Annotated in this window: 24 protein-coding genes; 21 read left to right on the top strand and 3 right to left on the bottom strand. The window is 69.2% G+C overall.

Going from position 1 to position 19,127, the window contains the following annotated elements; translation table 11 throughout:
• Position 1: 1 nt before the first annotated feature.
• From rplR to truA, 17 genes are all read left to right on the top strand, one after another.
• A complete protein-coding gene (gene rplR / locus ACFRCG_RS15570; protein ID WP_380005417.1) occupies positions 2 to 385 on the top strand; it encodes a 50S ribosomal protein L18 in 384 nt (127 codons plus the stop codon).
• A gap of 46 nt (positions 386 to 431) precedes the next feature.
• Positions 432 to 1,037, top strand: a complete 606-nt coding sequence (gene rpsE, locus ACFRCG_RS15565; RefSeq protein ID WP_020549220.1) for a 30S ribosomal protein S5 — start codon at positions 432 to 434, stop codon at positions 1,035 to 1,037.
• Positions 1,037 to 1,219 (top strand): 50S ribosomal protein L30, encoded by a 183-nt coding sequence (rpmD, locus tag ACFRCG_RS15560; protein WP_020549219.1) that lies wholly within the window; start codon positions 1,037 to 1,039, stop codon positions 1,217 to 1,219. Before rpsE ends, rpmD begins: the two co-directional genes overlap by 1 nt.
• A 1-nt stretch (position 1,220) precedes the next feature.
• The gene (gene rplO / locus ACFRCG_RS15555; RefSeq protein ID WP_380005415.1) at positions 1,221 to 1,679 is read left to right on the top strand and encodes a 50S ribosomal protein L15; all 459 of its coding nucleotides are present in this window, start codon (positions 1,221 to 1,223) and stop codon (positions 1,677 to 1,679) included.
• 350 nt (positions 1,680 to 2,029) lie between these two features.
• Positions 2,030 to 3,352, top strand: a complete 1,323-nt coding sequence (gene secY / locus ACFRCG_RS15550) for a preprotein translocase subunit SecY (protein WP_078975723.1) — start codon at positions 2,030 to 2,032, stop codon at positions 3,350 to 3,352.
• A complete protein-coding gene (locus ACFRCG_RS15545; protein ID WP_380031790.1) occupies positions 3,353 to 4,006 on the top strand; it encodes an adenylate kinase in 654 nt (217 codons plus the stop codon).
• Between the two features lie 94 nt (positions 4,007 to 4,100).
• A complete protein-coding gene (map, locus tag ACFRCG_RS15540) occupies positions 4,101 to 4,892 on the top strand; it encodes a type I methionyl aminopeptidase (protein ID WP_380031788.1) in 792 nt (263 codons plus the stop codon).
• Positions 4,893 to 4,962: 70 nt separating this feature from the next.
• Positions 4,963 to 5,556: a DUF1707 domain-containing protein gene (locus tag ACFRCG_RS15535; protein ID WP_380031786.1), complete on the top strand. Its 594-nt coding sequence runs from the start codon at positions 4,963 to 4,965 to the stop codon at positions 5,554 to 5,556.
• A gap of 39 nt (positions 5,557 to 5,595) precedes the next feature.
• Complete coding sequence (locus ACFRCG_RS15530) at positions 5,596 to 5,973, top strand: DUF1707 domain-containing protein (protein WP_380031784.1); 378 nt, start codon at positions 5,596 to 5,598, stop codon at positions 5,971 to 5,973.
• Between the two features lie 236 nt (positions 5,974 to 6,209).
• Positions 6,210 to 6,431, top strand: a complete 222-nt coding sequence (infA, locus tag ACFRCG_RS15525) for a translation initiation factor IF-1 (RefSeq protein ID WP_018382544.1) — start codon at positions 6,210 to 6,212, stop codon at positions 6,429 to 6,431.
• Positions 6,432 to 6,547: 116 nt separating this feature from the next.
• A complete protein-coding gene (gene rpmJ, locus ACFRCG_RS15520) occupies positions 6,548 to 6,661 on the top strand; it encodes a 50S ribosomal protein L36 (RefSeq protein ID WP_009740505.1) in 114 nt (37 codons plus the stop codon).
• 187 nt (positions 6,662 to 6,848) lie between these two features.
• Positions 6,849 to 7,229 carry a 30S ribosomal protein S13 gene (rpsM, locus tag ACFRCG_RS15515; RefSeq protein ID WP_078975718.1) on the top strand — a complete coding sequence of 127 codons (381 nt, stop codon included), beginning with the start codon at positions 6,849 to 6,851 and terminating at the stop codon, positions 7,227 to 7,229.
• Between the two features lie 67 nt (positions 7,230 to 7,296).
• Entirely contained in the window at positions 7,297 to 7,698 is a 402-nt protein-coding gene (gene rpsK / locus ACFRCG_RS15510; protein ID WP_020549211.1) for a 30S ribosomal protein S11, read from the top strand.
• Between the two features lie 28 nt (positions 7,699 to 7,726).
• On the top strand, positions 7,727 to 8,353 hold the full coding sequence (rpsD, locus tag ACFRCG_RS15505; RefSeq protein WP_020549210.1) for a 30S ribosomal protein S4: 627 nt from the start codon (positions 7,727 to 7,729) through the stop codon (positions 8,351 to 8,353).
• A gap of 99 nt (positions 8,354 to 8,452) precedes the next feature.
• Complete coding sequence (locus ACFRCG_RS15500; RefSeq protein ID WP_020549209.1) at positions 8,453 to 9,469, top strand: DNA-directed RNA polymerase subunit alpha; 1,017 nt, start codon at positions 8,453 to 8,455, stop codon at positions 9,467 to 9,469.
• A gap of 260 nt (positions 9,470 to 9,729) precedes the next feature.
• Positions 9,730 to 10,251 (top strand): 50S ribosomal protein L17, encoded by a 522-nt coding sequence (gene rplQ / locus ACFRCG_RS15495; protein ID WP_380031782.1) that lies wholly within the window; start codon positions 9,730 to 9,732, stop codon positions 10,249 to 10,251.
• Positions 10,252 to 10,350: 99 nt separating this feature from the next.
• Complete coding sequence (truA, locus tag ACFRCG_RS15490) at positions 10,351 to 11,193, top strand: tRNA pseudouridine(38-40) synthase TruA (protein WP_380031781.1); 843 nt, start codon at positions 10,351 to 10,353, stop codon at positions 11,191 to 11,193.
• Between the two features lie 35 nt (positions 11,194 to 11,228).
• Here the strand turns inward: truA and ACFRCG_RS15485 are convergent, their stop codons facing one another.
• Positions 11,229 to 12,290, bottom strand: a complete 1,062-nt coding sequence (locus tag ACFRCG_RS15485) for a hypothetical protein (RefSeq protein ID WP_380031779.1) — start codon at positions 12,288 to 12,290, stop codon at positions 11,229 to 11,231.
• Between the two features lie 356 nt (positions 12,291 to 12,646).
• Here ACFRCG_RS15485 and rplM point away from each other — a divergent pair, with 356 nt between their 5' ends.
• The 3 genes from rplM to glmM all read left to right on the top strand — a co-directional run bounded on the left by rplM (position 12,647) and on the right by glmM (position 15,147).
• On the top strand, positions 12,647 to 13,090 hold the full coding sequence (gene rplM / locus ACFRCG_RS15480; RefSeq protein ID WP_020549205.1) for a 50S ribosomal protein L13: 444 nt from the start codon (positions 12,647 to 12,649) through the stop codon (positions 13,088 to 13,090).
• A 41-nt stretch (positions 13,091 to 13,131) separates the two neighbouring features.
• The gene (gene rpsI / locus ACFRCG_RS15475; RefSeq protein ID WP_078975713.1) at positions 13,132 to 13,617 is read left to right on the top strand and encodes a 30S ribosomal protein S9; all 486 of its coding nucleotides are present in this window, start codon (positions 13,132 to 13,134) and stop codon (positions 13,615 to 13,617) included.
• Between the two features lie 162 nt (positions 13,618 to 13,779).
• Positions 13,780 to 15,147 (top strand): phosphoglucosamine mutase, encoded by a 1,368-nt coding sequence (gene glmM, locus ACFRCG_RS15470; RefSeq protein WP_380031777.1) that lies wholly within the window; start codon positions 13,780 to 13,782, stop codon positions 15,145 to 15,147.
• A 21-nt stretch (positions 15,148 to 15,168) separates the two neighbouring features.
• Here the strand turns inward: glmM and ACFRCG_RS15465 are convergent, their stop codons facing one another.
• Both ACFRCG_RS15465 and coaA read right to left on the bottom strand, forming a co-directional pair.
• Positions 15,169 to 16,143 (bottom strand): DUF389 domain-containing protein, encoded by a 975-nt coding sequence (locus tag ACFRCG_RS15465; RefSeq protein WP_380031775.1) that lies wholly within the window; start codon positions 16,141 to 16,143, stop codon positions 15,169 to 15,171.
• Positions 16,144 to 16,162: 19 nt separating this feature from the next.
• Positions 16,163 to 17,131, bottom strand: coding sequence for a type I pantothenate kinase (gene coaA, locus ACFRCG_RS15460; protein WP_380031773.1), 969 nt, complete (start codon positions 17,129 to 17,131; stop codon positions 16,163 to 16,165).
• Between the two features lie 93 nt (positions 17,132 to 17,224).
• Here coaA and glmS point away from each other — a divergent pair, with 93 nt between their 5' ends.
• Positions 17,225 to 19,075: a glutamine--fructose-6-phosphate transaminase (isomerizing) gene (gene glmS, locus ACFRCG_RS15455; protein ID WP_380031771.1), complete on the top strand. Its 1,851-nt coding sequence runs from the start codon at positions 17,225 to 17,227 to the stop codon at positions 19,073 to 19,075.
• The last annotated feature ends 52 nt before the right edge of the window (positions 19,076 to 19,127 follow it).

The following is a 19,127-nucleotide window of genomic DNA, read 5'->3' as shown; positions in this document are numbered from 1 at the left end:
CATGGCTGTCGGCGTGAAGACCGGCAAGGGCGTTGCGAAGAAGTCTGTCGCACGCAAGCGCCGGCACATCCGGGTGCGGAAGAAGGTTTCCGGCACCCCGCTGCGGCCCCGTCTCGTCGTGAGCCGCTCCACCCGTCACATGGTGGCGCAGGTTATCGACGACATCGCCGGCCACACTCTCGCGTCCGCCTCCACGATGGACCCGTCCATCCGTGGTGGTGAGGGCGACAAGACCGCCCAGGCCCGCAAGGTCGGCGAATTGGTCGCCGAGCGCGCGAAGGCCGCCGGTGTCGAGGCCGTCGTGTTCGACCGCGGTGGCAACAGGTACCACGGTCGCATCGCCGCTCTCGCGGATGCCGCACGCGGAAACGGGCTCACCTTCTGAGCCCGCTGCTCCGGACAAGCTTCGAACGACAGATGAGGACATTCTGATGGCTGGACCCCAGCGCCGCGGTGGCGGCGCCGGCGGCGGCGAGCGGCGGGACCGGCGGGATCGACGTGATGGTGGCGCAGCCGCCGAGAAGACCGCTTACGTCGAGCGCGTCGTCGCGATCAATCGCGTCGCCAAGGTCGTGAAGGGTGGACGTCGCTTCAGCTTCACCGCGCTGGTCGTGGTGGGCGATGGCGACGGCACCGTAGGTGTCGGTTACGGCAAGGCCAAGGAGGTGCCGGCCGCGATCGCCAAGGGTGTTGAAGAGGCCAAGAAGCACTTCTTCAAGGTCCCCCGTATCCAGGGCACCATTCCGCACCCGATCCAGGGTGAGAAGGCTGCCGGCGTCGTGCTCCTGAAGCCGGCCTCGCCGGGTACCGGTGTCATCGCCGGTGGCCCCGTGCGCGCCGTGCTCGAGTGCGCCGGCATCCACGACGTACTGAGCAAGTCGCTCGGTTCGTCGAACCCGATCAACATCGTGCACGCGACCGTCGCGGCGCTCCAGGGGCTCGTTCGCCCCGAGGAGATCGCGGCTCGTCGTGGCCTGCCCCTGGAGGACGTGGCCCCGGCCGCGCTCCTGCGGGCCCGCGCGGGGGTTGGTGCGTAATGGCACGTCTCAAGGTCACGCAGACCCGATCCAAGATCGGTGGCAGGCAGAACCAGCGGGACACTCTCCGTTCGCTCGGTCTCAAGCGCGTCCACGACGTGGTCGTCAAGGAGGACCGCCCGGAGATCCGCGGCATGATCGCGACGGTGTCGCACCTCGTCACCGTCGAGGAGGTCGACTGACATGGGTGCTGACAACCCGCTGAAGGTGCACCACCTGCGGCCCGCCCCGGGCGCCAAGACCGCCAAGACCCGCGTGGGTCGTGGCGAGGGCTCCAAGGGCAAGACCGCCGGTCGTGGTACCAAGGGCACCAAGGCTCGTTACCAGGTGCCGGCCCGCTTCGAGGGTGGGCAGATGCCGCTGCACATGCGGCTGCCCAAGCTCAAGGGCTTCAAGAACCCGTTCCGGGTCGAGTTCCAGGTCGTGAACCTGGACAGGATCGAGTCCCTGTACCCCAACGGTGGCGAGGTCACCGTCGAGGGTCTGATCGAGAAGGGCGCGGTTCGCAAGAACCTGCCCGTCAAGGTCCTGGGCACCGGCGAGATCTCGGTGGCCGTTCAGGTGAAGGCGCACGCCTTCTCCGGCTCCGCCAAGACCAAGATCGCCGCTGCGGGTGGTTCGGCCGACGAACTGTCGGTCTGACCCCTCGCGGACAAGGAATGACCGTCATGGCCCGTTCGGATCGGTACCGAACGGGCCTTGACGTCGTTGGAGGCTATAGCTCAGGGGCGTCACGCCGGTAAGGTGGTGACGCCCCTGTGGTTTGCTGTGCCGTGGGGGTGGGTTCATTGCGCCACCCCCTCACATGACTTGCTCCATATTTCACTTGTGTTGTGTCATGACGCAGGAACGTCGGGCCCGGGCGATACTTCCGGGCCGTCGGCGCTGTTATTGTCCGTGAGGTTCCTGTGAGGGACCTGACCAGTGGTCCTCTTCCCGGACCGACGACTCGATCGACTCGCCCCTGAGACGGGCGGGGCGCAGGAGGCAGTGTGCTCACCGCGTTCGCCAGGGCGTTCCGCACGCCCGACCTGCGCAAGAAGCTGCTGTTCACGTTGGCGATCATCGTCCTATTCCGGATCGGGTCGCACATCCCGGTACCCGGCGTCTCGTTCGAGATGGTGCGCTCTTGCGTAGAGGACTCCAACAAGAACAGCCTGTTCGGGCTCGTGAACATGTTCAGCGGTGGTGCGCTGCTGCAACTCACGATCTTCGCGCTGGGGATCATGCCGTACATCACGGCGAGCATCATCCTCCAGCTGCTCACCGTCGTGATCCCGCGTCTGGAGGCCCTCAAGAAGGAGGGCCAGGCCGGTACCGCGAAGATCACGCAGTACACCCGCTACCTCACCATCGCGCTGTCCGTGCTCCAGGCGACCGCGCTGATCGCCACCGCCCGCAGCGGCGCGCTGTTCTCCAGCGCCCGCAGCGCGACCTGCGACCCGCAGGGCATCGTTCCGGACGACTCGCTCTTCCGGGTGATCGTGATGGTCGTCGTGATGACGGCCGGCACCTCGACGATCATGTGGCTCGGTGAGCTGATCACCGACCGCGGCATCGGCAACGGCATGTCGATCCTGATGTTCGTCTCGGTCGCCGCCGGCTTCCCGGCCGCGCTGTGGACGATCAAGGAGCAGGGCACCATCGGCGACGGTTGGATCCCGTTCTTCACCGTCATCGCCATTGGCCTCGTGATGGTCGGCCTGGTGGTCTTCGTGGAACAGGCGCAGCGCCGGATTCCGGTGCAGTACGCCAAGCGCATGATCGGGCGTCGCGCCTACGGCGGGACCTCGACCTACATCCCGCTCAAGGTGAACCAGGCGGGCATCATCCCCGTCATCTTCGCCTCGTCGCTGCTCTACATTCCGGCTCTGATCGCGCAGTTCAGCGGTGGCAAGTCGGACTGGGCGGTGTGGATCGAACGACACTTCGTCAAGGGCGACCACCCGCTGTACATGATCACGTACTTCCTGCTGATCGTCTTCTTCGCGTTCTTCTACGTGGCCATCACGTTCAACCCCGAAGAAGTAGCCGACAACATGAAGAAGTATGGTGGCTTCATTCCGGGGATCCGCGCCGGCAGACCGACCGCGGAATACCTGAACTACATCCTCACCAGGATCACGTGGCCCGGATCGTTGTACCTGGGCATGATCGCGCTGGTACCCAGCATCGCGCTCGTGCTCTTCAACGCCAACCAGAACTTCCCGTTCGGCGGCACGAGCATCCTGATCATCGTGGGAGTGGGTCTGGAAACCGTGAAGCAGATCGAGAGTCAGCTCCAGCAGCGCAACTACGAAGGCTTCCTCCGCTAAATGCGTATCGTTCTCGTGGGGCCTCCCGGCGCGGGTAAGGGAACCCAGGCCCAGTACATCGCCGCCAACCTGTCGATTCCCGCCGTCTCGACAGGTGACATCTTCCGCGCCAACGTGAGCCAGGGCACTCCGCTCGGCCGCGAGGCGAAGACCTACATGGACGCGGGCAACCTCGTACCCGACGAGGTGACCATAGGCATGGTCCGGGAGCGCCTGGCGCAGCCGGACGTCGCCGGAGGTTTCCTCCTGGACGGGTTCCCGCGCAACACGGCGCAGGCCAAGGTGCTCGACGAGATCCTGGCCGAGAACGACACCGAGCTGGACGTGGTGCTCGAACTCAAGGTCGACGACTCGGAGATCATTCAGCGGATCTCGGGCCGTCGGCAGTGCCGGGCCAACGGACACGTCTGTCACATCCTGACCGACGCGCCGAAGGTCGCCGGCATCTGCGACGAGTGCGGCAGTGAGCTGTACCAGCGCGACGACGACCGCGAGGAGACCGTCCGGCACCGTCTGGACGTCTACAAGGAGCAGACCGAACCCCTGGTCGGCTACTACTCGGAGCGCAACCTCCTGCTGCCGATCCAGGCGACCGGTCCGGTCAAGGAGGTCACCGAGCGCGCGATGACCGCGCTTCGGGAGTTCGGCGGCTGATCGGCGCCGGCCGCGACAGACATCACACATGGGCGATCCGGGGAAACCCCGGATCGCCCATCGTGCTTTCAGTGGATGACAGGTGAGGACGGCCATGCCGGTGTTCAGGAAGCGGCACATGCGGATCGAACGCAAGACACCCGAGCAGATCGAGAAGATGCGTCGTGCCGGCGCGGTGGTGGCGAACACGCTGGCCCTGCTGCGCGAGGCGGCGGTGCCCGGGGTGACCACCGCCGATCTGGACACGCTCGCCGAGCGCTCGATCCGCGGCGCCGGGGCGATCCCCTCGTTCAAGGGCTACCACGGCTTCCCGGCGTCGATCTGCGCGTCGGTCAACGACGTGGTGGTGCACGGGATCCCGGACGAGACGCCGCTGCGGGACGGGGACATCGTCTCGATCGACTGCGGCGCGATCCTGGACGGCTGGCACGGCGACTCGGCGATCACGGTGCCGATCGGCACGGTGGTGCCCGAGGTGCTGGAACTGAGCCGGGTGTGCGAGCAGTCGATGTGGGCGGGCATCGAGGCGGCGGTGGCGGGCGGTCGGCTGACCGACATCAGCCACGCGGTGGAGAAGTCGATCCGGTCGCACCGGCTGCCGGGCGGCGCGAAGTACGGGATCGTCGAGGACTACGGCGGCCACGGCATCGGTACCGAGATGCACCAGGACCCGCACGTGCTCAACTACGGCCCGGGCGGCCGGGGTCCGCGCCTGGAGGTCGGGGTGTGCCTGGCGATCGAGCCGATGGTCACCCTGGGCAAGCCGGACACCTACACGCTGCCCGACGAGTGGACGGTCAAGACCACCGCCGGCGGCCACGCGGCGCACTGGGAGCACTCGATCGCGATCACCGCGAACGGGCCCGTGGTGCTCACCGCACCCTGAGGACAGACCCCCGCCGATGGTGGGGCTGGCCCCATGTACGGGGCCGCGGTGCCTGCCTAGTGTCGAAGGCATGGTGAGGCATCCGACGATGCGGGCATCCGACGTGGACCGTGAGGCGGCGGTGACGCTTCTGCGCGAGCACCATCTGGTCGGACGGCTGACGCTGGCAGAGTTCAACGAGCGTATGGGCGCGGCCATCGCGGCGGTGACCCTGGGGGATCTGGCCCGGTTGATCTCCGATCTGCCGCCTCCGGAGCATCTGGAGGCGGACGTCGAGGTGATCCGCGCGCGGATGGCCTACGAGGAGGCCCGCACCCGGGCGGCGCTCGCCCGGCCGGTGTCGGGTACGGAGCCGGCGACGTCGGTGCTGCCCGCGATGCCGTTCACGCCGCCGCCGTTGCCGCCGGTGCCGGCCGAGGTGCGGTGGTCGGCCGCCTCGGCGCGGCGCCCGGGCGACGGCTGGGCCACCGCGGCGCGGGGCCTGCGGGCGGCCTGGACGGTGTTGAACGCGGTCACCGCGCTGAACGTGGTGATCTGGCTGCTGGTCGCGGTCGCGGGCACGGGCGTCGTGTACTTCTGGCCGGTGTGGGTCTACGGGCCGGCGGCCGCGGTACTGGGTTCGATCCAGATGATCGTGTGGCGACACGGCCGCGCCGCGCCGTGACCCGGGCGGCGGCGGGCCGACCGGGACTACGCTCGGGGTATGGACCGTGATCCGAACGCCCCCGCGACGCCGGCGGACCGCGAACGTGTGACCGCCGAGCTGCGCGAGCACCTGGCGTCGGGGCGCCTGGCGCTGTCCGACTACCGGGCCAGCCTGGACGGGGTGCGCCGGGCGGTCACGGTGGGGGAGCTGGACGCGCTCGCGGCGAACCTGCCGGGTCGCGAGGATCGGGCCGAGACGGCGGGCACGACGCCGCCGGGATACGACCGCCCCGTCGAGGCGCCGTTTCGCGCGGGTGCCTACGGTCCGGCCGAGGAGCATCGGTCGCGGGTGTCCAACGCGATGTTGAACAAGGTGTGGTTGGTCGTGATGACCCTCGGCGTGCTGGTGTGGGCGCTGATCTACTTCGTGCGCTGATCCACGCGCGGCTCGTGCCCGGGCGGTGCGTCGGTGTGGGTGCCCGCGGGGGCGCCGGGCGCGGAATCCGCGGTTCCGGGGCCGGTTTCGCTTTCACCCGTCCAGTGGCTTAGACTGACTCGTCGGCTCACATGTAGCCAGGTTTGGCGCGCCCGTCATACGGGCGCCAAAAATTTGAGCTTCGTCATGTGCGCCGGGTAACGGTAGTTGATCCCGAGACACGAAGCGCGGAGGACATGCCCAAGAAGCAAGGGGCCATCGAAATCGAGGGCACCGTCATCGAGTCGCTCCCGAACGCCATGTTTCGCGTCGAGCTTCAGAACGGGCACAAGGTCCTCGCGCACATCAGTGGGAAGATGCGGATGCACTACATCCGGATTCTTCCGGACGACCGGGTCGTCGTGGAGCTGAGCCCTTACGACCTGACCCGCGGCCGGATCGTCTACCGCTACAAGTAGGCGAGCCCCGGTCCCGCCCACGCCGTGCGTGGTGTGTGGGGCCTGGCAGCAAACCGACAACCGACTCGGCGACGGCGGCGTGCCCGCACGCCTTCGTCACACGTACCGGAGAAATCATGAAGGTCAAGCCGAGCGTCAAGAAGATCTGCGACAAGTGCAAGGTGATCCGCCGTCACGGCCGGGTCATGGTGATCTGCGAGAACCTGCGCCACAAGCAGCGCCAGGGCTGAGCGGCACCACCCCCCTTCGCACAACGAGCGATCGACGCGCGACGCACCCCGTAAGAGCCGCAGCACCCGACCCCCGCCCCGTGCGGGACGCCACCCTCGGCCGGAGGCCGAGGACCGAGCGCATCCCCCGTGGATCCGCCGGACCGGTGCTGGGCCAGACCTCCGACTGAAACCAGGAGCCACACATATGGCACGCCTCGTCGGCGTCGACCTCCCCCGTGACAAGCGGGTCGAGGTCGCTCTGACCTACATCTTCGGCGTCGGGCGCACTCGTGCGCTGGACACGCTGAAGAACACCGGTGTCAACCCCGACACCCGCGTCCGCGATCTCGCCGAGGACGACCTGATCAAGCTTCGCGACTGGATCGAGGGCAACTACCGCGTCGAGGGTGACCTCCGCCGCGAAGTCGCCGCCGACATCCGCCGCAAGGTCGAGATCGGTTGCTACGAAGGTCTGCGTCACCGTCGCGGTCTTCCCGTCCGCGGTCAGCGCACCCACACCAACGCGCGTACCCGCAAGGGCCCGCGCCGCGCGATCGCCGGCAAGAAGAAGCCGGGCAAGAAGTAGTCCGCGTACGACGGATCACGCGGTCCTCAATTCGTAGCGGACCGACGACCTCAGGAGTTTTCAGCAGATGCCTCCCAAGAGCCGCGCGGGCGCCAAGAAGGTGCGCCGCAAGGAAAAGAAGAACGTCGCTCACGGGCACGCCCACATCAAGAGCACGTTCAACAACACCATCGTTTCGATCACGGACCCCAGCGGCAACGTGATCTCGTGGGCCTCCGCGGGCCACGTCGGCTTCAAGGGCTCGCGCAAGTCGACCCCCTTCGCCGCGCAGATGGCCGCCGAGTCCGCCGCGCGTCGTGCGCAGGAGCACGGCATGCGCAAGGTCGACGTTTTCGTCAAGGGCCCGGGCTCCGGTCGGGAGACCGCCATTCGTTCGCTGCAGGCCACCGGCCTGGAGGTGGGCTCCATTCAGGACGTCACCCCCGTGCCGCACAACGGCTGCCGCCCCCCCAAGCGCCGCCGCGTCTGACCAGCAGCTGACTAGGAGTTAAAGAACAATGGCGCGTTACACCGGCGCGGACTGCAAGCGCTGCCGTCGCGAGAAGATGAAGCTGTTCCTCAAGGGCAGCAAGTGCGAGGGCCCGAAGTGCCCGATCGAGATTCGCCCCTACCCGCCGGGCGAGCACGGTCGTGGCCGTACCAAGGACAGCGAGTACCTGCTGCAGATGCGCGAGAAGCAGAAGTGCGCGCGCATCTACGGCGTTCTCGAGAAGCAGTTCAAGGGCTACTACGAGGAAGCGAACCGTCGCCAGGGCAAGACCGGCGAGAACCTGCTTCGCATCCTCGAGTCGCGCCTGGACAACGTGGTCTACCGCGCGGGCTTCGCCAAGTCGCGTGACCACGCCCGTCAGCTCGTGCGCCACGGTCACATCGTGGTCAACGGCGTCAAGACGGACATCCCGTCGTTCCGGGTCTCCGACAACGACATCATCGAGGTCCGCAAGGACTCGGTCGAGCTGACCCCGTTCGTGGTCGCCCGCGCCGAGGCCGGCGAGCGCACCGTCCCGGCCTGGCTCGAGGTCATCCCGGGCAAGATGCGTATCCTCGTGCACTCCCTCCCGGCGCGTCAGGTCATCGACACGCAGGTGCAGGAGCAGTTGATCGTCGAGCTCTACTCCAAGTAGCGGCTCTTCGGAACGGGCGGACCGGGCACACTCCGGTCCGCCCGTATCCTTGTTCTCACTGGCGTCATATAGCGGACGCCAATGACATGGAGGCACCCCATGCTTATCGCCCAGCGGCCGACCCTCACCGAGGACGTCGTCGACGAATACCGCTCGCGGTTCGTCATCGAGCCCCTCGAGCCCGGCTTCGGCTACACGCTCGGCAACTCGCTCCGTCGTACCCTCCTCTCCTCGATCCCGGGCGCTGCCGTCACCAGCATCCGGATCGACGGTGTCCTGCACGAGTTCACCACCGTGCCGGGCGTCAAGGAGGACGTCACCGACCTCATCCTGAACATCAAGCAGCTGGTCGTCTCCTCGGAGCACGACGAGCCGGTCGTGATGTACCTGCGCAAGCAGGGCCCGGGTGTGGTCACCGCCGGCGACATCGCGCCGCCGGCCGGTGTCGAGGTGCACAACCCCGACCTGGTCCTGGCCACGCTGAACGCCAAGGGCAAGCTGGAGATGGAGCTGACCGTCGAGCGCGGTCGCGGCTACGTCTCCGCGGTGCAGAACAAGCAGGCGGGCCAGGAGATCGGCCGCGTGCCGGTCGACTCGATCTACTCGCCGGTGCTCAAGGTCACCTACAAGGTCGAGGCGACCCGTGTCGAGCAGCGCACCGACTTCGACAAGCTGATCGTCGACGTCGAGACCAAGCAGTCCATGCGTCCGCGTGACGCGATGGCCTCCGCGGGCAAGACCCTGGTCGAGCTGTTCGGTCTCGCGCGCGAGCTGAACATCGACGCCGAGGGCATCGACATGGGCCCGTCGCCGACCGACGCCGCGCTCGCGGCCGACCTGGCGCTGCCGATCGAGGAGCTCGAGCTCACGGTCCGCTCCTACAACTGCCTCAAGCGCGAGGGCATCCACACCGTGGGTGAACTGGTCGCGCGCAGCGAGGCCGACCTGCTGGACATCCGCAACTTCGGTGCGAAGTCCATCGACGAGGTCAAGGCGAAGCTCAACGGGATGGGTCTGGCCCTCAAGGACAGCCCGCCCGGGTTCGACCCGACCGCCGCCGCGGACAGCTTCGGCGACGAGGACGACCACGGCTTCGCGGAGACCGAGCAGTACTGATTGCCGCGCCCACCGCGACTGCGGGGGGTTCCGGGGGGTCGTCCCCCCGACAGGCACAGTGCGGAGACCGAGCAGTACTGATTGCCGCGCCCACCGCGACTGCGGGGGGTTCCGGGGGGTTGTCCCCCCGACAGGCACAGTGCGGAGACCGAGCAGTACTGAGCAATTCCCTCGGGAGTTGCCGCCACCCGGGCCGACCGGCCCGGGTGGACTGACGCCGGTACCTGATACGGCCGGCGCAGGAATATCAAGGAGAGAACATGCCCAGGCCCACCAAGGGTCCGCGCCTCGGCGGCGGCCCGTCCCACGAGCGGCTGATCCTGGCCGGTCTCGCGACGGCGCTGTTCGAGCACGGTCGCATCACCACGACCGAGGCCAAGGCGCGCCGGCTGCGTCCCGTCGCCGAGCGACTGATCACCAAGGCGAAGAAGGGCGACCTGCACAACCGTCGCCAGGTGCTCACCGTCGTTCGTGACAAGGGCGTCGTGCACACGCTGTTCGAGGAGATCGGTCCGCGCTACGCGAACCGTCCCGGCGGCTACACCCGCATCACCAAGATCGGCACCCGCAAGGGCGACAACGCGCCCATGGCGGTCATCGAGCTGGTCGAGGCGCTGACCGTGGCGCAGACCGCGGTCGGCGAGGCCGAGGCCGCGACCAAGCGCTCGGTCAAGGAGCAGGAGAGCGCCAAGGTCGAGACGGCGAAGGCCGTCGAGACCGAGGAGGCGCCCGCCGCCGAGGCCGCCGAGGCCGAGGAGAGCAAGGACGCCGACAAGGCCTGAGGCCGGGTCGGACGCTCCAGGCGTTCCGAATCACCGTGCGAGCCCGTTCTCCGTATCCGTACGGAGGGCGGGCTCGCGCCATGTCCGGAGGTGGATGACGTGGTGCGCTTGCGCATCGATCTGTCGTACGACGGCACCGAGTTCGCCGGGTGGGCCCGTCAGCGCGAACTGCGCACCGTGCAGGGGACGTTGGAGAGCGCGCTGACCACGGTGCTGCGGCTGGCGGAGCCCGCGCAGCTGACCGTGGCCGGGCGGACCGACGCGGGGGTGCACGCACGGGGCCAGGTGGCGCACCTGGACGTGCCCGACGAGGTGTGGGTCGAGCTGGGCGAGGTGGCGCTGCGCCGGGTCACCGGGCGGCTGCCGCGGGATCTGCGGGTGCGCGACATCACCGTGGCGCCGGCCGGGTTCGACGCGCGGTTCGGCGCGATCTGGCGGCGCTACGCGTACCGGGTGTGCGACGCGCCGGGCGGGGTGGACCCGCTGCGCCGGGGCGACGTGGTGTGGCACGACCGGCCGCTGGACGAGGACCGGATGAACGAGGCGGCCGGGCGGCTGATCGGCGAGCACGACTTCGCGTCGTTCTGCCGCCGGCGCGAGGGGGCCACGACGGTGCGCTGCCTCCAGGACTTCTCCTGGGCCCGCGAGACGCCGACCGGGGCGGACGTGGGTCCGGCGTATCGCCCGGTGATCGTGGCGACCGTGCGGGCCGACGCGTTCTGCCACAACATGGTGCGCTCGCTGGTCGGCGCGATGTTCGCGGTGGGTACCGGGCGCAAGCCGCCGACCTGGCCGCTGGAGGTACTGGGGCGCGCGGTGCGCGACTCGGGCGTGCATGTCGCGCCCGCGCACGGGCTCACCCTGGAGGAGGTGGCGTATCCGGCCGACGAACTGCTCGCGGACCGGGTGAGCGCCACCCGGCGGCGCCGCGACGGCAGCTGAGCGCGGGGGCGGCCCGGCGCCGCCCCCGATGTCGCTCAGCCCTGGATCTGCTCCAGCGCCTTGCGCCGGTTCTCGTCGTCGATCTGCTTGGAGATCGCCTCGCCGCGCGCGGTCAACGAGTTCCACAGGAACTTGTCCACGTCGTCCTGGGCCTGCGCCATGGTCTTGTCGTCGCCGACCGGGTCCTTGCCGTCGGCGTACCAGTCGAGGGTGAACAGGCCGTAGCGGCCCACCGAGTTGCGCAACTTGCCGTGCTTTTGCTTCTTGGCGTCCAACACCTTGACCCCGGGACCGGCCAGCGGCAGCAGTTCACCGCCGTCCTTGCCGTTCTTGACCGCGTTCGCCTTGTCCTCGGACGGGAACGAGGCCACCGCCGCGGTGGAGAGCACCCCGTTCGGGCCGATCACGGCCAGTCGGATCAGCTGCGTGCACTGCTGGTCGCGGGCCGCCGTGCCGAGCTTGGCGTCGGTGCCGTCGGAGCACGTGTTGTCCAGCTTGCCCGCGGCCACCGAGTACTGCCGTCCGTTGACGGTGAACTTCTGGTTGGGGAACAACGATTCGACGGTGAAGGGCGCGGTGTCCAGGGCGGGGTCGGCGAGCACCGCGCGGGCGGGCGGCGGCGGGGGTACGGTCGGCGCCGGGCGGAACGTCGGCTTCTCCGGGGCGAACGTCGCGGCGGACGGGCCGCCGGAGGCGCCGGGGCCGGCCTTCTTGTCGTCGTCACCGCCGGAAAGCGTCATCGCGGCGGCGACCACACCGCCGACCAGGGCCAGTCCGAGCACGGTGCCGCCCACGGCGAACAGCAGCCTGCGGCGCCGGGCGGCCGAGTCCCGCTCCTCCGCCAACCGGCTCCAGTCCGGGCCGCTCGACCCGCCCGCGCCGCCGAACTGCTGTTGCCCCGCGGGCTGTTGGGCCTGCGACGGGGGTTGCGCGAAGGGCTGTTGGGGCTGCTGTTGCGGCGGTTGCCCCTGGGATCCGTGCGCATGCGAGGGAAACGGGTCCCACGCGTGTTGCGGCTGCCCCGGCGTACCGGGCCCGCCCGGGCGTACGCTCCATGGGCGTTGCCCGTCGTCCCCGGGTGTTCCGACCCCCGACACATCCGCCCCCTGCAAGGAAATGACCCGCCCCGGCTCCCCATGTGCCGACGCCCCGGCCGTTCGGCGCATCGTACCCACCCATCGATGTGGTGAGCGTCGGCGTGGCACGGTCGGAGCACCCCCGGTGATGGCTTACGCTGGAGAGGGGCATGAGCAAATCATCGCCCCATTGCTCGTTTTGACCGGCACCCCCTTGACCCGGTATTGTGCCGGTTCGTTGTGCGTATTGGCTTGCTTGAGTGGAGTCGGTACGCCGGGCCGCCGGCCACCGGAGTCCGCATGGTTCGGAATCATCTCCCGGACAGCCAGTCGGCATCCGTCAGCACACACTCACGAAGAAGCGAAGGCTATCGACCGTGCGCACGTACAGCCCCAAGCCCGGCGACGTCCAGCGTCAGTGGCACGTCATCGACGCGACCGATGTCGTGCTCGGCCGTCTGTCCACCCAGGCTGCTGCCCTGCTCCGGGGTAAGCACAAGCCGGTGTACGCGCCGCACGTCGACACCGGCGATTTCGTCATCATTGTGAACGCCGACAAGGTTCACCTGTCGGGCAACAAGCGCAGCCAGAAGATGGCGTACCGCCACTCCGGCTACCCGGGTGGCCTCCGCGCCGTCCGCTACGACGAGCTGCTGGAGAAGAACCCCGAGAAGGCCGTGGAAAAGGCCATCAAGGGCATGCTCCCGAAGAACACCCTGGGTCGGCAGATGTTGTCGAAGCTCAAGGTGTACCGCGGTTCCGAGCACCCGCACTCGGCGCAGCAGCCGGTTCCGTTCGAGATCACCCAGGTCGCGCAGTAGTCACGGCCACCGCCTGACGAACGAATAGTTTGAGGAGAACAGTGGCCGAGACCATTGCAGAAACCCCGATCGAGGAGACCGAGGGTCTTCCGCTCGAGAGCTACACCTCCGAGTCGCTCGCGTCGCGCTTCAGCGAGCCGCAGGCGGGCGCGGCCACCGGCCGCCGCAAGGAGGCCGTCGCGCGCGTTCGCATCGTGCCCGGCACCGGCAAGTGGAAGATCAACGGGCGTTCGCTCGAGGAATACTTCCCGAACAAGGTGCACCAGCAGCTGGTCAACGAGCCCTTCAAGGTGCTCGAGCTGGACGACCGCTACGACGTGCACGCCCGCATCCACGGTGGCGGCGTCTCCGGCCAGGCCGGCGCGCTGCGTCTGGGTGTGGCCCGTTCGCTGAACGAGGCCGACGTCGAGGCGAACCGCCCGGCGCTCAAGAAGGCCGGCTTCCTGACCCGTGACCCGCGTGCCACGGAGCGCAAGAAGTACGGTCTGAAGAAGGCGCGCAAGGCGCCTCAGTACAGCAAGCGCTAAACAGCCCGCAGCACCCTCTGCGGCTGTTCGCAGCGTCATTCAGGCCCCGGGGGCACGGTTCGTGCCCCCGGGGCCTGATGCTTTTTTCCGGCGCCTCTCCTGGAGGAGCGGCGCCGAGAGGTAGTGTCCGAGACATCCGGAATGTATGCGGGAGATCCAACTGTGGGACGACTCTTCGGTACGGACGGCGTGCGTGGCCTGGCGAATGGCCGGCTGACCGCGGAACTGGCGCTCGACCTGGCGGTCGCCGCCGCGCGGGTGCTCGGATCACGCGGCCGGGACGGGATTCCGCAATCAGGGCACGGCCGCAGGCCGTTCGCCGTGGTCGGTCGTGACCCGCGGGCGTCCGGGGAGTTCCTGGAGGCCGCCGTGGTCGCCGGGCTCGCGGGCGCGGGTGTGGACGTCTACCGTGCCGGCGTGTTGCCGACGCCGGCGATCGCCTACCTGACCGGGCTGCTCGGCGCGGACCTGGGCGTGATGCTCTCCGCGAGCCACAACGCGATGCCGGACAACGGGATCAAGTTCTTCGCGCGCGGCGGGCACAAGCTGCCCGACGAGGTGGAGGACCGGATCGAGGCGCTGCTCGGCACCGAGTGGGAGCGGCCGACCGGCTCCGCGGTCGGCCGGGTGCAGGACCACCCCGAGGGTCACGAGCGCTATGTCGAGCACCTGCTGTCGTCCCTGCCGCACCGCCTGGACGGGCTCAAGGTGGTCGTGGACTGCGCCAACGGCGCCTCCTCGGCGGTCGCGCCGGACGCGCTGCGCCGGGCCGGCGCCGAGGTGATCGCGATCCACGCCGAGCCCGACGGTCTGAACATCAACGACAATTGCGGCTCCACGCACATGGACGCGCTCGCGGCGGCCGTGGTCGAGCACGGCGCCGACGCGGGCATCGCGCACGACGGCGACGCCGACCGGTGCCTGGCGGTGGACGCGCGCGGCGAGTTGGTCGACGGCGACGCGATCCTGGCGGTGCTCGCGCTGGCCATGCGTGACGGCGGGCATCTCGTGGACAACACGTTGGTGGCCACTGTCATGTCCAACCTCGGGCTCAGGCTGGCCATGCAGGCCGCGGGCATCAAGATGGTGGAAACCGCGGTCGGCGACCGCTACGTACTGGAGGCCATGCAGGCCTCTGGGCTCTCGCTGGGCGGCGAACAGTCGGGCCACGTGGTGCTGTTGGAGCACGCGACCACCGGCGACGGCACGCTGACCGCGCTGCGCCTGCTCGCGCGCGTCGCGGAGACCGGCAAGCCGCTGCACGAGTTGGCGTCGGTGATGACCCGCCTGCCGCAGCAGTTGGTCAACGTCGCCGGCGTGGACCGCACCCGGGTGCACACCACCCCCGAACTCGCCCGCGCCGTCGCGCTGGTGGAGGAGCGGCTGGGCGTCACCGGCCGGGTGCTGCTGCGTCCGTCGGGCACCGAGCCGCTGGTCCGGGTGATGGTCGAGGCCGAGACCCACGACCAGGCGCACGACGAGGCCGCGCATCTGGCCGAGGTGGTACGCACGTTGCTCGCGCTGGAGTAGGGCGGTCGAACTCGCGCGAGTTCACGACGATTCGGCGGCTCCCGGCGCGACGGCCGGGGGCCGCCGCCCGGTGCGCGCGGTGTGGAGGTTCCACAGGCCGCGCTGGACGAGCAGGGTCATGGTGCCGGCGATGACGATGGCGACCAGGTTCAGGCCGAGTTGGACCAGCGAGCCGCCCGCCTGCGCGTAGTCGGTGTACCAGATCGCGACCGAGGCGTTCGCGGCGGCGGGCACGGTGGTGACCGAGATCAGCACACCGATCAGCGCGCCGGACTTGGCGCTGGTCAACGAGAGCATGCCCGCGACACCGGCCAACAGCGCGACCCAGAACGACAACCAGTCCGGTTGATAGATGAACTCGGTGAGCGGGCGCGGGCGTTCCAGCATGTCCCGCTCGAACAGGTCGAGCGCGCCCAGGAGCCCGGTGAAGGCCATGGTGGCCAACATGGCGACCGGGAAGCCGACCAGCAGGGCGAGCCCGGAACGGGCGGCGAGCCGGGGCCGGCGTTGCACCGCGGCCACGCACAGTCCGGCCAGCGGGCCGAACTCGGGGCCGACCACCATCGCGCCGACGATCAGGATCGCGTTGTCCAGCAGCACGCCGCACGCCGCGATCATGGTGGCCACCGTCAAAAAGGCCAGGAACGTCACCGAGAGGGTGGACTCCTCGGAGGTCGCCTCCTCGATCTCCTCCCAGACTACGGAGTCGGCGCTCTCGCCCGGCGCGTCCCGCTCCGCCTCGTCGGCGGAGCGCGACAACATCACGTCCAGGTCCTCGAGCGCGATCGAGCCGTCGCGGTGCAGGTCCAGCGCGCGCAGTTCGGCGAGCACCGAACTGGTGGCCTCACGGGCGAGGTCGCAGGAGATCACGTCGCCCGCGGGCTGCACCGCGGCGCCCGGCCAGATCACCAGGTGAGTGGCTCCGGGTTCGGCGAGCAGCAGGTCGCGCACGGCGGCGCTGCGCTCCACGGGGACGATCAGACGAAGATGAAACATCCCGTGAAGGTATCCGGGTTCACAACTTGCGCAGCCGCAGCCGGCTCACCGCGTGCTCCGCATCCTTTTGCAGCACCAGCGTGGCGCGCCCGCGGGTGGGGCGGATGTTCTGCACGAGGTTGACCTCGTTGATCGTCGTCCATGTGTTCTCCGCGTAGCGCAGCGCGTCGTCGGGCGTCATCACCGCGTACTTGCGGAAGTACGAGGCCGGGTCGCGGAACGCGGTCTGGCGCAGCTTGAGGAAGCGCTCCAGGTACCAGCGGCGGATGTCCTGGGTGCGCGCGTCCACGTACACGCTGAAGTCGAAGAAGTCGGACAGCGCGAGCCGGGGGCGCCCGTCGGCGGTCGGCGACGCCGGTTGCAGCACGTTGAGGCCCTCGACGATCAGGATGTCGGGCCGGTGGATGGTCAACCGCTCGTTCGGCACGATGTCGTAGGTCAGGTGCGAGTAGACCGGCGCGGTGACCTCGGGCTTGCCCGCCTTGACGTCGGCCACGAAGCGCACCAGGGCCCGCCGGTCGTAGGACTCGGGGAACCCCTTGCGGTGCATGATGCCGCGGCGCTCCAGCTCCTCGTTGGGGTACAGGAAGCCGTCGGTGGTCAGCAGTTCCACGTGCGGGTGGTCGGGCCAGCGGGCGAGCAGTTCGCGCAGGATGCGCGCGGTGGTGCTCTTGCCGACGGCGACGCTGCCGGCGACGCCGATCACGAACGGTATCCCCGGGTTCTCGCCGTTGCCCAGGAACGTGGTCAGCGCGCGACCCAGGCCCCGGGTGGCGCCGACGTAGAGGTTGAGCAGGCGCGACAGCGGCAGGTAGACGTCGGAGACCTCGTCCAGGTCCACCACGTCGCCCAGGCCGCGCAGGCGCTCGAGTTCGTCCGCGGTCAGCGGCAGCGGCGTCCCGGCCCGAAGTCGGGTCCAGGCGGCGCGGTCGAGTTCGACGAAGGGGGACAGGTCGCGAGCCGGTCCCTGAGCCGCGAAGGAATGCACCCGCTCATTGTCGCCAGTGGGCGCGGGCCGCCCGTCGCCGGGCCGTCGAACGTGTTTCCGCCGGCTCGATGCGGACCCCGTAGGCTGGCCCCCATGTGCGGGATTGTGGGATATGTGGGCGCTCAATCGGCGCTGGATGTGGTCATCGGCGGGCTCAGGCGGCTGGAGTATCGCGGCTACGACTCGGCCGGGGTGGCCGTGCTCGTCGACGGTGCGCTGGTGAGCGAGAAGCGGGCCGGGAAACTGGCCAACCTCGTGGACGCGCTGACGCAGTCGCCGCTTCCGGTGGGGACGTGCGGCATCGGTCATACGCGGTGGGCCACACACGGCGCGCCCAACGACGTGAACGCGCATCCGCACCTGGACAACGCGGGTCGGGTCGCGGTCGTGCACAACGGGATCATCGAGAACTTCGCGGCGCTGCGGGCCGAGTTGGCCGAGCGCGGGCACAAGCTGGCCTCCGAGACGGACACCGAGGTCGTCGCGCACCTGCTGGCCGAGGAGTTCCCGGGCGCGGGGCAGGACCTGGCCGAGGCGATGCGCCGGGTCTGCCGTCGCCTGGAGGGTGCGTTCACCCTGGTCGCCACGCATGCCGACGCCCCCGACGTGGTGGTCGGCGCACGCCGCAACTCCCCGCTGGTGGTCGGTCGCGGCGTCGGCGAGAACTTCCTCGCCTCGGATGTGGCCGCGTTCATCGAGCACACGCGCGAGGCGATCGAGCTGGGCCAGGACCAGGTCGTGGAGCTGCGCCGGGACGGCGTCACGGTGACCGACTTCCACGGCGCGCCGGCCGCGTTTCGCGAGTACCACGTCGACTGGGACGTGTCGGCCGCGGAGAAGGACGGCTACGACTACTTCATGCTCAAGGAGATCGCCGAGCAGCCCAAGGCGGTCGGCGACACCCTGCTCGGCCGGATCGGCACCGACGGGCGCCTGGTGCTCGACGAGGTGCGGATCGCCGACGAGGTGCTGCGCGAGATCGACAAGGTGGTGATCATCGCCTGCGGCACCTCGTTCCACGCGGGCCTGATCGCCAAGTACGCGATCGAGCACTGGACCCGGGTGCCCTGCGAGGTCGAGCTGGCCAGCGAGTTCCGCTACCGCGACCCGATCCTGGACCGGCAGACGCTGGTGGTGACCATCTCGCAGTCCGGCGAGACGATGGACACCCTGATGGCCCAGCGGCACGCCCGCGAGCAGGGCGCCAAGGTGCTGGTGATCTGCAACACCAACGGCTCGACGATGCCGCGCGAGGCGGACGCCGTGCTGTACACGCACGCCGGCCCCGAGGTCGCGGTGGCCTCGACGAAGGCGTTCTTGACCCAGCTGGTCGCGTGTTACCTGGTCGCGCTGTACCTGGGCCAGGTGCGCGGCACCAAGTGGGGCGACGAGATCACCGAGGTGATCGAGCAGCTCGCGGCGATGCCCGAGATGGTGGACAAGGTCCTGGACACCATGGAGCCGGTGCGCGAGCTGGCGCGATCGCTCAAGGACGCGGGCTCGGTGTTGTTCCTGGGCCGGCACGTGGGCTACCCCGTGGCCCTCGAAGGCGCGCTCAAGCTCAAGGAACTGGCGTACATGCACGCCGAGGGCTTCGCCGCGGGCGAGCTCAAGCACGGCCCGATCGCGCTGATCGAGGAGGGCCTGCCGGTGGTCGTGGTGGTCCCGTCGCCGCGCGGGCGCTCGGTGCTGCACGACAAGATCGTGTCCAACATCCAGGAGATCCGGGCCCGGGGCGCGCGCACCATCGTGATCGCCGAGGAGGGCGACGAGGCGGTCGTGCCGTACGCCGACCACCTGGTACGCATCCCGGCCACGCCGGTGCTGTTGCAGCCGCTGGTGTCCACGGTGCCGCTCCAGGTGTTCGCCTGTGAGCTGGCCACGGCCAAGGGCCACGAGGTGGACCAGCCGCGCAACCTGGCGAAGTCGGTCACGGTCGAGTAGTCCGTTCCGCTCGTCGGCCGCCCCGCGCCCTCCTCGAACGAGGGGGCGCGGC

The sequence above is a fragment of the Embleya sp. NPDC056575 genome, from assembly GCF_042793325.1.
Classification (GTDB): Bacteria; Actinomycetota; Actinomycetes; order Streptomycetales; family Streptomycetaceae; genus Embleya.
Note: the sequence above shows the minus strand (reverse complement) of the source record. Positions and strands in the feature narration are given on the sequence as shown.